General features: G+C 68.7%; 9 protein-coding genes. 5 read left to right on the top strand and 4 right to left on the bottom strand.

Translation table 11 applies throughout. The features are described 5' to 3' along the window. The first annotated feature begins 10 nt into the window (after window positions 1-10). Genes RJ1_RS23070 through RJ1_RS23050 form a run of 5 tightly spaced genes read left to right on the top strand, consistent with a single transcriptional unit; the run spans window position 11 to window position 12,039 of the window. Window positions 11-6,382 carry a type I polyketide synthase gene (locus RJ1_RS23070; protein ID WP_255284899.1) on the top strand — a complete coding sequence of 2,124 codons (6,372 nt, stop codon included), beginning with the start codon at window positions 11-13 and terminating at the stop codon, window positions 6,380-6,382. Continuing rightward, the gene (locus RJ1_RS23065) at window positions 6,379-8,391 is read left to right on the top strand and encodes a beta-hydroxydecanoyl-ACP dehydratase (protein ID WP_073364294.1); all 2,013 of its coding nucleotides are present in this window, start codon (window positions 6,379-6,381) and stop codon (window positions 8,389-8,391) included. Before RJ1_RS23070 ends, RJ1_RS23065 begins: the two co-directional genes overlap by 4 nt. Then, complete coding sequence (locus RJ1_RS23060) at window positions 8,388-9,953, top strand: PfaD family polyunsaturated fatty acid/polyketide biosynthesis protein (protein ID WP_073364292.1); 1,566 nt, start codon at window positions 8,388-8,390, stop codon at window positions 9,951-9,953. Before RJ1_RS23065 ends, RJ1_RS23060 begins: the two co-directional genes overlap by 4 nt. Beyond that, window positions 9,950-11,395, top strand: a complete 1,446-nt coding sequence (locus RJ1_RS23055) for a pyridoxal phosphate-dependent decarboxylase family protein (RefSeq protein WP_073364291.1) — start codon at window positions 9,950-9,952, stop codon at window positions 11,393-11,395. Before RJ1_RS23060 ends, RJ1_RS23055 begins: the two co-directional genes overlap by 4 nt. Further along, window positions 11,392-12,039 (top strand): N-acetyltransferase, encoded by a 648-nt coding sequence (locus RJ1_RS23050; protein ID WP_073364289.1) that lies wholly within the window; start codon window positions 11,392-11,394, stop codon window positions 12,037-12,039. The genes RJ1_RS23055 and RJ1_RS23050 overlap by 4 nt, the downstream gene beginning before the upstream one ends. 97 nt (window positions 12,040-12,136) lie before the next feature. On the opposite strand, the gene RJ1_RS23045 is transcribed toward RJ1_RS23050, so the two are convergent. Genes RJ1_RS23045 through RJ1_RS23030 form a run of 4 tightly spaced genes read right to left on the bottom strand, consistent with a single transcriptional unit; the run spans window position 12,137 to window position 16,166 of the window. Next, window positions 12,137-12,970 (bottom strand): carbohydrate ABC transporter permease, encoded by an 834-nt coding sequence (locus RJ1_RS23045; RefSeq protein WP_073364287.1) that lies wholly within the window; start codon window positions 12,968-12,970, stop codon window positions 12,137-12,139. Further along, a complete protein-coding gene (locus RJ1_RS23040; RefSeq protein ID WP_174695012.1) occupies window positions 12,957-13,955 on the bottom strand; it encodes a carbohydrate ABC transporter permease in 999 nt (332 codons plus the stop codon). Before RJ1_RS23040 ends, RJ1_RS23045 begins: the two co-directional genes overlap by 14 nt. Next, window positions 13,930-14,793, bottom strand: coding sequence for a metallophosphoesterase (locus tag RJ1_RS23035; RefSeq protein WP_073364285.1), 864 nt, complete (start codon window positions 14,791-14,793; stop codon window positions 13,930-13,932). Before RJ1_RS23035 ends, RJ1_RS23040 begins: the two co-directional genes overlap by 26 nt. Next, the gene (locus RJ1_RS23030; RefSeq protein WP_073364283.1) at window positions 14,790-16,166 is read right to left on the bottom strand and encodes an ABC transporter substrate-binding protein; all 1,377 of its coding nucleotides are present in this window, start codon (window positions 16,164-16,166) and stop codon (window positions 14,790-14,792) included. The genes RJ1_RS23035 and RJ1_RS23030 overlap by 4 nt, the downstream gene beginning before the upstream one ends. Between the last annotated feature and the right edge of the window lie 50 nt (window positions 16,167-16,216).

The raw sequence follows: 16,216 nt of genomic DNA, 5'->3' as shown, positions 1-16,216 counted from the left end.
GAGGAACATCGTGACCACCGCATCGCCCGTGAGATCCGATCGCCTGGACGACCGACGACTGGCCCGCAACCCGATCGCCATCGTCGGTATGTCCGGACTCTTCCCCAAAGCCCGCAACCACCGGGAGTACTGGCAGAACATCGTCGACGGTGTCGACTGCACCGAGGACGTGCCGGCATCACGCTGGAGCCTCGAGGACTACTACGACGAGAATCGAGACGCACCCGACAAGACGTACTCGAGGCGCGGTGCGTTCCTTCCCGACGTCGACTTCGATCCGCTCGAGTTCGGTCTGCCCCCGAACCAGCTCGAGGTCACGTCCACCATGCAGACCCTGTCCCTCGGGGTGGCACGCGACCTCCTGGCCGACGCCGGCGCGCAGGATTCGCCGTGGTACGACCCGAGCCGGACCGGTGTGGTCCTCGGCACGACCGGCCCGGTGCCGCTGATGCATCCGCTCGCGGCGCGCCTGTCGACGCCGGTGCTGAAGGAGGCGGCGCGCAGCTGCGGACTGTCCGATGCCGACGCGGACGCCATCGCCGACAAGTTCGTGACCGCGTTCGCGCCGTGGGAGGAGAACTCGTTCCCGGGCCTGCTCGCGAACGTCGTCGCGGGACGGATCGCCAACCGCTTCGGGCTCGGCGGAATCAACTGCACGGTCGACGCCGCCTGCGCGGCGTCGCTGGCAGCGATGCGGACCGCGGTGGCCGAGCTGCTCGACGGTCGCGCCGACACGATGATCACCGGCGGCGTGGACACCGAGAACTCGATCTTCATCTACATGTGCTTCAGCAAGGTGGGGGCACTGTCGCCGACCGGCCGGATCAGTCCGTTCTCGGATCAGGCGAACGGAACTTTGCTCGGTGAGGGCATCAGCATGCTCGCCCTGCGCCGACTCGAGGACGCCGAGCGCGACGGCAACCGCATCTACGCCGTGATCAAGGGTCTCGGCTCCTCGAGCGACGGCCGCTCGAAGAGCATCTACGCCCCCCGCGCGGAAGGTCAGCGGATCGCGCTCGACCGCGCCTACGCGGACGCGGAGTGCTCACCTGCCTCGGTGGAGCTGTTCGAGGCCCACGCGACGGGAACGGCCGTCGGTGACCGCACCGAACTCTCGGCCCTGGGCGGCCTGCTCGCGGACGCCACCACCGAGACCCGGTTCGCGGCACTCGGCAGCGTCAAATCGCAGATCGGGCACACCAAGGGGGCAGCGGGTACCGCCAGCGTCATGAAGCTCGCCCTCGGTCTCCACCACCGCGTGCTGCCCGGCACGATCAACGTCGACCAGCCCCATCCCGCGATCGGGTCGGCGGACGCGCCGTACTACATCAACACCCGCACCCGTCCCTGGATCCGCGATCCCGAGCGTCCGGTCCGCCGCGCCGCGGCCTCGGCGATGGGCTTCGGCGGCACAAACTTCCACATCGTGCTCGAAGAGCACGTGGCCTCGCGGCCACAGCTCCGTACCCTGCACGGCACCCCGACCGCCCATCTCTGGCACGCCCCGGACGTCGCCGGTCTCGTCGAGCTGGTGCGGACGGAACCCTCGTCGGACGGCGGCGCCGTCCCGGAGGATCACACGCGTATCGGATTCGTGTCGGTGGACGCCGAGAACGAGGAACATCTGCGCGCGCTCGCTGTCGAACAGCTCACCCAGAATTCTTCGGCCGAGCAGTGGAATCACCCCGAGGGCATCTACTTTCGGTCCGCGGCGCCGGTCGACCTCCGGATCGGTGCGCTCTTCTCGGGGCAGGGCAGCCAGTACGTCGACATGGGATCGGCCGTGGCGCTGAGCAACCCCGTGGTCGCCGAGACGTTCGACCTCGCGAATGCAGCCTTCGCCGGTGAACCGCGCCGCCTCGCGTCGATCGTGTTCCCGCCGCCCGCATTCGACGACGCCGCCCGCGCCGAGCAGGACCTCACGCTGCGTCGCACCGAGTACGCGCAACCGGCCATCGGAGCGCTGTCCGCCGGCCAGTTCCGGGCCCTCACCGAACTCGGGTTCCGCGCCGACGGCTACCTCGGTCACAGCTTCGGTGAGCTCACGGCTCTGTGGGCGTCGGGGGCCGTCGACGCAGCCGACTTCTTCACCCTGGCGCGCGCTCGCGGCCAGGCCATGGCCCCGGAATCCGGCGCGGAGACAGGCACGATGCTCGCCGTCGCAGCGACCCGCGCCGAGGTCGACGCCCTGATTGCCGAGGTCGAGGACGTGTGGGTGTGCAACCACAACGCGCCCGACCAGATCGTCGTCGGCGGCGGAGCGGACGCCGTCTCGACCGTCGCAGACAAGTGTGCCGAAAGCGGGTTCGCCACCCGGGATCTGCCGGTCGCGGCGGCGTTCCACACGCCGTACGTCGGGCACGCGGTCGACGCCTTCGGTCCCGCCGTCGAATCGGTGCGGATCGGGGAACCGGACGCGCCGGTGTACGCTAACTCACCCGGTGCGGGGTACGGCGCGGACGTCGACGCCAACCGCAAGACCCTGGTCGGCCAACTCCTGCAACCGGTCGAATTCGTCGGCGCCGTCGAGAGCATGCGCGCCGCGGGCTGCACGGTGTTCGTGGAGTTCGGTCCCAAGCAGGTTCTCACGTCCCTGGTGCGTCGCACTCTCGGTGACGACGTGATCGCCATCCCCACCGATGCCGGACCGCTCGGAGACGGTGACCTCACGTTCACGCGGGCCGCAGTCCAGCTCGCGGTGCTCGGAGTCGAACTGCACGGCATCAACCGCTACCAGGACATCGCACCGGCCGCGCCCGCACGCGGCGGCATGAGCGTGACGCTCTCGGCCCCCGAGTATGTCCCCGACTCGCGGCGCCGGGCCTACGCCGACGCTCTGGCGGACGGCTACCGCGTGTCCCCGGATGCCGGGGCCGCGCCGCAGCCGGTAGCGCCGGTCGCCGCCACCCCGGCGGTGTCGGCGCCGGCCGCCGCCGCACCGTCCCCAGTCGTCCCAGCAAGGGAGAACGCCATGTCCCACCCGTCCACGGGGTCTGCACCAGGCCTCGACACCGCTCTGTCGCAGCATCTTGCGACGCACAACGACTACCTCGACGGGCAGCTCGACATGGCCCGGGAACTGGCCCGCGCCCTCGGTGCGGGCACCCTCGACGACGGAATGGTCCGCGCGATCGAGGCGGTGAAGGACCACGGTGTGGCGATCAGTCACTCGCATGCCCGGGCGACCGAGGTCCTCGGACAGCTCGCCGACCTCGACGTCGGGGCCGCGCCCGTCGCACGGGTCGCGGTGTCCGCGCGGGTCGACCACCTTCCCGCACTGCCGCAGCGCCAGGACCCGGAGCCCATGCGAACTCTCGCCCCCGCCGCACCTGCCCAGGCGAGCGCGGCTCCCGAACCCGCTGCGGTTGCGGCCGTGACCACGCCGCAGCATGATCAGAGTTCCGCCGGCGTAGGCGCAGACGCCCTGCGGATGGCGCTGCAGGAGGTGGTGGCGGACAAGACCGGGTATCCGGTGGAGATGGTGGATCCGTCGATGGATCTCGAGGCGGATCTGGGTGTCGACTCGATCAAGCGGGTGCAGGTGCTCGGTGCGGTGCAGGAGCGGTTCCCGCACTTGCCGAGTCTCGGTCCCGAGCAACTCGGCACCCTGCGGACGCTGGACCAGATCGTCGACCTCCTCGCAGAAACATCGGCCGCGGATGCGGAACCGGTGACGAGCGCGGATACCTCAGCCGCGCAGCATGATCAGCGTTCCGCCGCCGTAGGCGCCGACGCTCTGCGGATGGCGCTGCAGGAGGTGGTGGCGGACAAGACCGGGTATCCGGTGGAGATGGTGGATCCGTCGATGGATCTCGAGGCGGATCTGGGTGTCGACTCGATCAAGCGGGTGCAGGTGCTCGGTGCGGTGCAGGAGCGGTTCCCGCACTTGCCGAGTCTCGGTCCCGAGCAACTCGGCACCCTGCGCACACTCGACCAGATCGTCGACATCCTCGCCGAGGGGAGTGATGTCCACCCAAAAGCTGAGGCCGCGGCCATCGCGCCGCGGCATCTCGTCGAACTCGTCGCACTGCCCGCCATCGACCTGCGGGACGACGCGTTCCGCACCGGCGGCGAGGCGGTGATTGTAGAACTCGGAACGACATCCGCTGACGACGCCGATGCACTGGATCGTGCCCTGACCGGGCGCGGCGGGACGATCCGCCGCATCCTCCCGACCGGCACACTCGACGAGATCGAGGCCACGCTGGCTGCCGAGTTCACCGCGCCGATCGACCTGTGCGTGGTTGTTGTCGGCACGTGCGCCGAGTGGACCACCGCGCAACGAGCACTGGCCACCACGATCCTCGTCGCGAAACACGCCCACACCCGCCTCTTCGACATCGCTCGGAACGGCACGCGCGCAGCGTTCGTCACGGTCACCCGGATCGACGGCGCCCTCGGATTCGTCGGAGACGGCGACCCCGTCGAGGCGCTCGTCGGCGGCGTCGGAGGTGTGGTCAAGACCCTTTCCGTGGAGCACCCCACGCTGTTCTGCCGCGCCGTCGACGTCCACCCGTCGGTCGATCCGGAACGGTTCGCGGATGCCGTCCTCGACGAACTCCACGACGGTGCCGTCGACACCCCCGAAGTGGGCGTAGGGGAACTCGGCGACCGGCACACGGTGGTGCCCGGGATCCACGCACCATCCGGGACCCGGACTACGGTGCGGTTGGACACCCCGATCGACGCATCGACGCTCACGTCGGACGATGTCGTCCTCGTCACCGGCGGGGCACGGGGCGTCACCGCGCTCTGTGTGCGCGACCTCGCACACCACTGCGACGCGCGTTTCGTTCTGATCGGACGGACCGAACTGGTGGCCGAACCCGGTTGGGCGCAGAACGTCGGTCCCGACGACCTCCGGGGAGCCGCCATTGCCGCACTCGCCGGGACCGGGGCCACCCCACGAGAAATCGCTCGCGCCTGCTCCGGGATCCTCGCGACCCGGGAAATCCGCGAGACCCTGACCGATCTCGGCGACCGTGCGGTGTACCTCGCGGCGGACGTGACCGATGCCGAGGGAATTCGTGCCGCGCTCGGCGACCACCGCGCCACGATCACGGCGGTCGTGCACGGGGCGGGTGTCCTCGCGGACGCGTTGATCGCGTCCAAGACCAGCGCGGACATCGACCGGGTGCTCGATCCGAAGATCGGTGGCCTCGCAGCAGTACTCGCCGCCCTCGAGGGCGGCGATGACGAGTCACCCCTGCGACACCTGGTGTTCTTCACCTCGGTTGCCGGCCTGTACGGCAATTCCGGTCAGTCCGACTACGCGGCGGCGAACGAGGCGCTCGGCCGGTTCGCCGCGACCTGGAAGCATCGGAGTCCCGACCACCACGTGACGGCGATCGACTGGGGCGCCTGGGACGGTGGCATGGTCACTCCCGAACTCCGCGGGTACTTCCTCGACAGGGGAGTGGCGCTTCTGGACCCGCGTGTCGGTGCCCGTGCGTTTACGCAACAGTTCACCGAGGCGCGCCGTGACGACGTCGTCGTACTCGTCGGAGAGGCGGAGTCGCTGGCGGAGAACGGCAGACCTGCCCAGTCCGACACCATAGTGCGCCGCAGCCTCACCGATCTGGGTGACCACCGTGTCATCTCGGCGCACCGGATCGGCGAACACGCGGTCCTCCCTGCCACCTTCGGACTCGGCGGCATGATCAACGTCGTCGAGCGGGCACATCCGGGACTCTGCGTCGTCTCGGTCCGCGACTTCCGGGTCCAGAAGGGAATCGTGTTCGACCACCCGGTCGGAGATGTCTCGATCGAGACCGTGCACGAGGCCTCCGACAGCACGGTCGTGCAGGTGCGAGTGTCCGGATCGGGTGGGGGCAAGCGGATGCCCCATTACGCCGCGACGTTCCAGCTCGCACCCTCCCCGGATGCGGCACCGTCCGTGCCGGTCACCTGGCCGGCCACGGGTCCGGACGCCGGCACCCTCTACCGGGACGCCACCCAGTTTCATGCCCCGCCGTTGCAGGGGATGCGGCGCATCCTCCGCGACGACACCGACTCGCTGGTGCTCGAATGTGCCCTGTCCGGCGCCCCTGTCGCGCTGGGAGCGTTCGGCGGGGTGCTGCACAATCCCGTTCTCGCGGACGTGATCCTGCAGGGCCCACCCGTCCTCGGTCACCGCCTCCTCGGCTCGGCCTGCCTGCCCTTGGGAGTGGGCCGAATCGACTACTTCGACACCCTCCCCGACGGCAAACCCTTCGTTCTCGTCGTCGACAACGCCCGCACCGGCGCGGCCGAGTCGCTGGTGGATGCCTGTGCCGTCGGACTCGACGGCAGGGTGCTCCAGCGTTTCACCGACGTCACCGTGGTCACCACCCCCGACCTGTCCGAGAAGTTCCGTGAATCAGTGAGGCAGTGGAACGTATGAGTACCGTGCCGACGACCAGCCCCGATGCCCTCGGCTTCGAGGGGACACCGTTCGATCCCGTTGCCGTCGCGTCACCCGGCTCGGGCACTCTACCGACACCGGTCGCCCGGCGGGCGCCGTCCCAGCCGACCGGTCCCGCGTCGACCGTGACGCCGCTGGCCGAGTTGCGGGCGGGCATCGCTACGGCCCATCGCGCCGCCCTCTCGGCGCAGGTCGCCCTGCAGCGCCGCATCTTCCGGCAGGCATTCGACACCGGCGTGGTCACCGTGCAGGCGTTGTCACCTGCACGGCTCGACGCGGTGACGACGCCGGCGCCGGAAGGTGCGTTCAAACCCCCGGCCCGCACCACCGTCGATCGCCTCGACCGCGGCGCGCTCGAGGCACTGTCTCGGGGTGAGGTGTCCGCCGTCCTCGGGAACGCCTACCGGCAGCCCGGCGCCAACCCCGACATCCGGCTCGCGAGCGACACCCCGCTGGTACTCGACGAGGTGACCGAGATCGGGCTCCGTGCGGGAACACTCGGTCTCGGGCACCTGCGGGCGGCCTATACCGGCAACGCCGTCGCCGCGGCAACGCAGGCGGTCGAGGTGTTCGCCCTCTACGCCGGGCTGCACCTGTGCTTCGCCGATGCCCGGCTCGTCGCGTCGGCCGCGGCGGATGTCGGCGGGGACGACTCACCGACCGGCGCGGAACTCGAACTGATCGTCACCACCATCGATCTGGTGCCCCGACCGCACGTCACCGCCGAGGTGCTGTGCGGCGGCGGGGGACCGAGCGTCGCGGTGACGGTCACCGTCACGGAGAACCCCGGTTCGGTGATCGGCCCGGGCCCGGGCGGCACCCTCGACACGTGGACCGGGCGAATCGATGCCGGTGGCGGTACCGCCCTGCTGAACGAATTCCACATGGCCCACCTCGCCCGCGGAGAACAGGGCATCGCCCTCGGACCGGAGTTCGCTCACTACACCGGTGTGCGGGCCACCCGACTGCCCACGGGCGGGTTGCTCCTCGTCGACCGCATCACCGCGTTCGACGGCGCCCGCGGAACCCTGGACACCCAGGTGTCGTACCGCAGCGAGTACGACTCACCCGCCGACTCCTGGTACTACACCGACAGTGCGAACGAATCGATGCCCCACTTCGTCTACATGGAGACGTCGCTGCAGGCCGCCCTGCTGATGGGCTACTACCTCGGACCCACGCTCACCGAACCGAACACCACCCAGAGCCTCCGCAATCTCGGGGGCACCGCCACCGTGTTGCGGCGAGTGGACCTGCGGGACAGGACGATCACGCAGGAATCCCGTCTGCTGTCGACGACAATGCTGCCCGGTTCGTCGCTGCAGAGTTTCGACTACACGCTGTCGGTGGACGGCGAGCCGTTCTACGAGGGCGAGACGATGTTCGGCTACTTCAGCGACGAGGCACTCGCCAACCAGACCGGCCTCGACGCCGGCCGCCACCGGCCGTCCTGGCTGGACGTTCACGCGAACGACGTCACCGTCCGCCGGATCGACTTGGACGCGCGACGCGCGAACCCGGCCGATCGGCTCTGCTCGCGCCGCACACTGGCGCTGCTCGACTGGATCGATGTCGTCGACGGCGGTGGCACCTTCGGCAACGGATACCTGCACACCCGGCGTCGGATCGATCCGCACGACTGGTTCTTCACCCGGCACTTCCACCTCGACCCCGTCATTCCCGGATCGCTCGGGGTGGAGTCGGTGATTCAGGCCATGCAGGAATGGGCCGTCGACTCCGGACTCGCGGACGGTCTCACCGACCCGGTGTTCTCGATTCCGCCGGGCATCGCCTTCGCCTGGAAGTACCGCGGCCAATTCCTCCCGTCGGACGGGACGTGCGAAATCGAGGTCCACATCAAGACCGTCACCTCGTCGCCGGACGGTGTGATGGTCACTGCCGACGCATCGTTGTGGAAACCGGGACTGCGGATCTACGAACTCCAGGACATTGCCATCGAACTCACCGAGCGGAAGGCCCCGGAATGACCATTTCCATGTCCGCCCCGACCCGTGACACCGCGGGAATCCGGGAACTGCTGCTCGATCTGAGCGCACCCTGCTGGGTGGTCCGTGATGCCGACGGTGTCGGGGTCACGTCGGACAGGGCGCTCGCGTCACGCCTCGAGGTGCTCAGTGCCGTCGCACCACTACCGGCACAATCGCTGGGGGACAGCGCGTTCCGTGCGTTCCACGGAGTGCGCGCGGCGTACGCGGCGGGGGCGATGGCCAACGGAATCGCCTCGACCGACCTGGTCACCGCGCTCGCGCGCGCGGGGTACTTGGCTTTCTACGGCGCGGCCGGTGTGGTGCCGGCACGCGTGGACGCGGCACTGGCCAGGCTCGCCGCCGACCTCGGCGACACACCCCATGGCTGCAATCTCATTCACAGCCCCACCGAACCTGCCCTGGAACGCGCCATCGTCGACGCCTGCCTGCGCCACCGGGTACGGAGTGTCGAGGCCTCGGCGTTCATGGACCTCAGTCCCGAAGTGGTTCGGTACCGGCTGTCCGGGCTGTCGTCCGACGGCGCCGGCCGGGTGATCCGGGCGCACCGGGTGATCGCCAAGGTCTCCCGGGTGGAGGTCGCCGAGTTGTTCCTCCGTCCCGCCCCCGACACCCTGGTGCGGACACTGGTGGAGCGCGGTGACCTCACCGAAGAGCAGGCCCGGCTCGGACGGACGGTCCCGATGGCCGACGACATCACCGCCGAAGCCGACTCCGGCGGCCACACCGATCGACGGCCGCTGATGGTGCTGCTCCCCGACCTCATCGCGGCACGCGACCGCATCCGGCGGGAACTGCCCGAACTCGGTGAGGTGCGCGTCGGGGCCGCCGGCGGCATCGGCACCCCGGCCGCGGCCGCCGCCGCATTCGCCCTGGGAGCCGCGTATGTCGTCACCGGCTCGATCAACCAGGCCTCGATCGAGGCCGATCAATCCGGGGCGACCAAGGCGCTTCTCGCCGGTGCCGGCGTCGCCGACTGCACGATGGCCCCGTCGTCCGACATGTTCGAACTCGGCGTCCAGGTGCAGGTGCTTCGACGCGGGACCATGTTCGCCTCCCGGGCGCATCGCCTCTACGACACCTACCGCGAGTACGCGGGCATCGAGTCCATTCCGGTTGCGACCCGGCGGGACCTCGAGTCGGCGGTATTCCGCCGTCCGCTGGACGAGGTGTGGAACGACTGCGTCAGCTACTTCAGCGAGCGCGACCCCGCGCAACTCCGCGGAGCGGAGAACGACCCGAAACGCAAGATGGCACTCGTCTTCCGCTGGTACCTCGGGCTGTCGTCGGGCTGGAGCATCCGCGGCGAGGCGGAGCGGACGGCCGACTACCAGATCTGGTGCGGCCCGGCGATGGGGGCGTTCAACGGCTGGGTCGCCGGCACGCACCTGGCCGCCCCCACGAATCGCCGGGTGGCCGACATCGCGCACCACGTACTCGAAGGCGCCGCCTACCTCACCCGGGTCGCCCAATTGAGGACGGCGGGGGTCCGGCTCCCGTCCGACGTCGCCCGTTACGTCCCCGCGCCGCGGGAGGAACGGTGACGGACGCCGGCGCCCGCGAGGTAACCGTCGACCTGTTGCGGGCTGTCGGCGACTACAGCTCGACGTATCTCCGGGATCCGCGATCCGAGCGCACGGGCTCGGTCGTGGATCGCGCCGAACTCCGCCGCGGACTGGCCGCCCCGCTGTCCCGGAACGGAGTCGACGCGCAGACCGTACTGAGTGAGCTGATCGAGCACGGCGAGCCGGGACTCCTGCATTCGGGTGCACCGACGTTCCTCGGATTCGTCATGGGCGGGGCGTATCCCGTCGCGGTGGCAACCGAGTGGCTCACCTCCGTGTGGGACCAGTGCGGCGCCCTGTACGCGACGAGCCCGACGGCGGCGGTGGTCGAGGAGGCCGTGTCGCGGTGGCTGGTCACGCTCTTCGGACTTCCGCCGCACACGTCGGTGGGGATCACGACGGGCTGCGCGACCGCCAATCTGACCGGGCTGGCCGCCGCCCGCCACCACGTGCTCGCCGCCCACGGGTGGGACGTCGAGCGGGACGGGCTGATCGGCGCACCCCCGCCGAGAATCCTGGTGAGTCAGGGCTGTCACGTCACGGTTCACCGGGCACTGCGGCTGCTCGGGCTCGCCGGGCAGGTGACACCAGTGGAGACGGACGATCAGGGCCGGATGCGCGTGCGCGCGCTCGAGGCCGAGCTGACTCGGACGAGTGGGCCGCTCATCGTCTGCGGTCAGGTCGGCAACGTCGACTCGGGTGCCGTCGATCCCCTCGAGGCCGTGTGCGATCTCGCGCACGAGTACGACGGCTGGGTACATTTCGACGCCGCATTCGGAATGTGGGCAGCGGCGAGTGACACTGTTCGCCACCATGTTTCGGGGTTGGAAAAGGCCGATTCGTGGGCCACCGACGCCCACAAGTGGCTGAACGTCCCCTACGACTGCGGAGTCGTGCTGTGCGCACATCCGACGTCCCACCGAGCCGCGCTGCGCACCAGCGCCGAGTACCTGACCCCGGCGGTCGACGGCGGCCTGGACCCCGTCGACTACACCCCGGACATGTCCCGGCGCGCCCGCAGCCTCGTGCTGTGGGCCACGCTCCGGCACCTCGGCGCCGACGGCGTCGCCGACCTGATCGACCGCTGCTGCACCCTCGCCCGGCGTCTGGCCGCGGGATTGGCCCACACCGACGGTGTCACCGTCGTCAACGATGTCGTGCTCAACCAGGTGCTGGTCGCATTCACGCCGGACGACCAGACCACCGACGCGGAACACCTCACCCGCATCGTCACCGCCCTCCAACGCGGACCCGTCGCGTGGGCGAGCCCGACGACCTGGCGCGGCAGGCCGTGCCTGCGCCTGTCGGTCTGCAACTGGCAGACCACCGCCCACGACATCGACCAGTGCCTGGCCGCGATCGTGTCCGCACACCGCGACGCCGGAGCTCGTCTCCACACCCCCATCGAGGAGTTCGCATGACCCTGCCCGACATATCGACGACAGATCCTGTCGTCACCGGAAGCCCGGATCTGGATGCCGTGGTCGCGACCCTGGTGGCCGCCTTCCGCGACGATCCGATCATCGAATGGGCGATCCCGCCGACCACACTGGGACGGGATTACCACCTGGCCGCCTTCTTCGCGTCGACAACCGAATTCCTCTTGAATCACGGCGGCGTCGTCGCTGCGCCGGAAGACTATTCTGCCGTGCTGGTCTGGTCACCACCGGGGGAGCCCGCAGTGTCCGACGCCGAGAACCAGGCCTTCGTCGATCGGCTCGCCGCATCCACCGGCGCGTGCGGCGCCCGGGTACGGGCATTGATGGAGGCACTCGACGCGCACCACCCCGCCGACCTTCCGCCGCACTGCCACGTCATGTTCGCCGCCGTCCGGCCCGAGAGCCGCGGCACCGGCGTGCGGGCGTCACTGACCGGCGCGCTGCGCGCGATGCGACTGCACGACGGGGTCGGGGTGTACGCCGAAGCGTCCAGTCCCCGTAACCTGCGGCTGTGGGAGCGTCTCGGCGGCAGGCGGGTAGGCGCGGAGATAGCCCTCCCGGAGGGCGGTCCGTCGCTGTACCCGATCTTCTTCGGCCTGCCGTCCGACTCGGTCGACGCCCCCTGATCCGACCTCGCAGACAGCGGAGCCGGTGCCCCGATCGATGGGCACCGGCTCCGCTGCGTTCCGAGACCTGATGTTTCGAGACCTGATGTTTCGAGACCTATTTCAGTCCGGATCGAACGAATGCGTTGACGATGTGCCGCTGCAGGACGACATACAGCGCGAACACGGGGAGACACGCGAGACCTGCGACGGCCATCATCGGCCCCCAGTCGTTGCCCTCGGTTCCCATGAAACTCCTCAGCCCCAACTGAACGACGGCGTTGCTGCGCTGCAGGACCACTGCCGGCCAGAAGTATTCGTTCCAGGCATTGATGAACAGCAGGATCGACAGCGCGGCCAGTGCGGGGCGCAGATTCGGCACTACGACGGTCCAGAGAATCGACCAGGAGGAACGGCCGTCCAGCTTCGCCGCCGCGACCAGTTCTTTCGGGAAGCTGTTCATGTGCTGCCGGAGCATCAGGACACCCAGCGCAGAGCACAGCGTCGGCACGATCACGCCGACAAGGTTGTTGATCAATCCCATTCGGTACAGCAGCACATAATTGGGAAGCATGGTGACTTGGAACGGCACCAGCCAGGTTCCGACGAACGCGAGGTAGAGCAGCCGTTGGAAGCGGAACGAATACATCGCGAACGCGTAGGAGGCGAGCAGCGCGACGAGGAGCTGACCAGCCGCCGATACGAGGGAAACACCGAACGTGTTGGCGAGCAGTCGGATCACGTCGACCTTCTCGGTCGCGTCCACGTAGTTGCCCAGTGACAGCGGCCACGGCACGGGGGAGAGGGAGCCGACGTCGTCGGGCCGTCGCAGTGACGTCGCGAGCAGCCAGTAGATGGGGAACACGCACACGGTGGCGATGGCGACGAGAATGACATGTCCCCGCGCCCGTCGCCACAGCGGCTCGGGTACGGACGGCTCACTGATCGTCATGGAACGAGATCCTTTCCGAGATCCACACGAGAACCCCCGCCACGAGACCGAATCCGACGAACAGCATGATTCCCGCGGCGGCACTCAGGCCTGCATCGAAGCTGTGGAAACCGTAGTCCCACAACAGGTAGTAGATGTTTGTCGTCGCCTGCGACGGTCCACCCTGAGTCAGGGTGTCGATCAGCGGAAAGGTCCACTGCGCGCTCAGCAGGACGGTCATGAGTCCGAGGAACACGAGGGTGGGCGACAACAGGGGCAGGGTGATCCACCAGTCGATCTGCCGTCGCGTCGCTCCGTCGACCTGCGCGGCCTCGGAGTAGTCGCCGCTGATGCCGGCCATGCCTGCGGAGACCACCAGCACAGCGAAGCCCATGAAATGCCAGCCGGTGATGGCGACGATCACCCACTGCGCCGATGCCGGGTCGTGGATCCAGTTGGTGTCCGAGCCGAGCACCCGGTTCACGATCCCGGCACCCGGATCGAGGAGCCACTGCCACACGGCCGCGCTCGCTACCGGGGCGACGAGGAAGGGGGCGAAGATCAGGCTCTGGTAGATCGCACGGGCCCGGCCGTGGACGCCGCGCGTGGCGAATCCGACGATCACCGGTAACACGAGCGTGAAGGGAAGCAGACCGACGATGAGGACGACTGTCCGCCAGACGGAGTCGCCGACCGCGGGAAGTTCGAGGAGCCGGCGGTAGTTGTCCGTGCCGACGGGAACCATGGGGGTCGTCGGAAGCAGGTTCCAGGAGTAGGTGGAGAGTTGGGCCGCTTGAACGAGCGGGCGATATGTCCACACGACCAGCAGCGCAACAGCCGGCGCCAGGAACAGGTACGGCTCTGCCACCCGCCCCACCCTCTTCAGAGGGTGGGTACGGATGGCAGGCACCGCCACCGGTTCCCGGACGGGTGTCGTCGCGTCAGCGAAGTCCGGTACGGCAACGAACACGATGTTTTCCTCACCCCGCCTGTAGCTCGAGGGCATGCAACCGGTCGAGCATGTCCTGTTCCGGTATGTCGTAGACCGCCTCGGCAGGGGTCGCCTCGACCGCGGTCGCGACCACCCCGGACTCGAGGACGTCGATCCTGCTGAATCCGTATCCGGCGACGCCGCGGTGGCGGCCCACTTCGGCGATCGGGTCCACCCGGTAGGACAGCGCCGGACCGACCCACACCGGGATCCCCGCCACCGTCCCCGAACTCGTCAGGTGGGAGTGCCCGCAGAGGATCATTCGCACATCGGAGCCGTCCAGTACCTCCGCGAGTCGGCCGGGATCCTGGAGACGCAGGTAGTTCACCGTGGTGACGGGTGACGAGATCGGCGGGTGGTGAAGTACGAGAAGCGTTCCCCGCTCGCTCGGACGGGACAGCTCGTCGTCGAGCCACGTCAGCTGCTCGTCCGTCAGCCCACCGTCGTGCCTGCCGGGTGTGGTGCTGTCCAGCACGACCACCCGGAGACCATGGATGTTGTGGACCGCGTCGTGTGGAGCGGCGAGATCACCATCGCCGGAGTCGAGTCCGAGCAGTTCGGTGTGGAAGGCGGTGCGGTCGTCGTGATTGCCCACCGCATAGACGATCTGTGCACCGAGGTCGGCGGCCGCCGGCTCGACGACCTCCCGCAACCGCCGGTATGCCTCCGGCGCCCCGTTGTCGCTGAGATCGCCCGACAGCACCACCGCGTCCACACGCTGACCGGATCCGACGATGCGGTCGAGTACGCGGCGGAGGTTGTCGAGGGTGTCGATCGTGCCATGGACGAGGTCACCCTCGGCGCGGATGTGAGTGTCCGTCAGGTGAACCACCGTGACGGCTGCGGGGGTCATTGGGTGGGCAGAAGCGCGCTGGCCTGCTTCTGGGCGGCTTCGAGAGTGGATTTCGGGTCGGCATCCTGGTAGACGACCGCCTCGACGGCGTCCATCATGCCGTCCCGGATCTGCAGGTAGTTGTTGCCGGGCATCGAGATCCACGGCTCCATCGAGCCGAGCTGGGCGATGTTCGGCGCGAGCAGCGGGTTCTTCTGCGACCATTCCTTCAATCCGGCGGGATCGTCGACGAGACCGGTGCGCAGCGGCAGATACCCGATTCCCTGGGCGATCTTGGTGTAGGCCTCCTCGCTGGTGAGGAACTTGATCAATTCCCACGAGGCGCGCTGCTTCGCGGGGTCGGAGGCGAACGTGAAGAGGGAGGCGCCGGAGTTGGTGGGAACGGGGGTCTTGCCGGCGAAGCTGGGCATCGTGGTGGCGCGCAGGTCCCACTTGTCCTTGGCGCCCTTGACGAAGGTGCCCTGGATCGCGCTGGTCTCGAGGATCATGCCGACGTCTCCGCGGGCGAAGGCTTCGTAGCCCTGCTGTTGGCTGAGCTTGGGTGTCGATCCCGACTGGACCAGGTTCTGTGCCATGTCCGCGACCTGCACCGCGGGGTCGTCCGCGAAGGTGAGCGAGGCGCGGTCGTCGGCGATGACCTGTCCGCCGTTGGACCGGACGAGGCTCTGGAAGCACCAGTCCTTCGCCGTCTTGGTCAGGCAGTCGAGGTAGACGCCGCCCTTACCGGTCTTCGCGGTGATCGCGGCCGCTGCTTCCGCCACCTCGTCCCACGTCTTCGGCGGTGCGGCCGGGTCGAGGCCGGCCTGCTCGAACAGTGTTGCGTTGTAATAGAACACCGGCGTCGAGAAGACGAAGGGCACACCGTACGTGGTGCCCTCCCAGTCGGCCAGGGTGCGCGCCGTCGGGGCGTACGGGTACTTGGCGCCGTCGAAGTTCTTCTGCACGGCCTCCTTGCCGACGAGATCGTCGAGCGAGTGTGCGCCGAGCTGGTGAATCGTGAAATCCAGGTCGCTGAACCCGAGCTGCGCGACGTCCGGCGGCGAGCCGGCCACCGTCTGGCTCTGGATGCTCGAGATCGTGTCGGTTGCCGGGTTCGGGCTGTTGCCCTGCGGCTTCTGCGCCGTGACGGTGATGTTCGGGTTCTGCTTGGTGAAGTCGTCGATCAGGGCGTTGAAGGTGTCGGTCCACGCTCCCGCCATACCGTAGTTGTAGCTCTCGAACACGATCGACACCTTCTGGTCCGGGGCGAGTTCGGGCACCGGATCAGTGCTGTTCGACGCGGAATCCGTGGTGGTGGTGCCGAGTCCGCCGCAGGCGGTCAGGACCAATGCGCTGGTCACCAGCGCGCCCAGCCCGGGCAAGGTTTTCTTCACTGTGTTTCTCCTGTTGTTCGTGTGTGGGCGGGGCTTGTGAACGTGCCGGT

This window comes from Rhodococcus jostii NBRC 16295 (assembly GCF_001894825.1).
Taxonomy (GTDB): domain Bacteria; phylum Actinomycetota; class Actinomycetes; order Mycobacteriales; family Mycobacteriaceae; genus Rhodococcus_F; species Rhodococcus_F jostii.
This window is presented reverse-complemented; position numbering and strand designations above follow the sequence as displayed.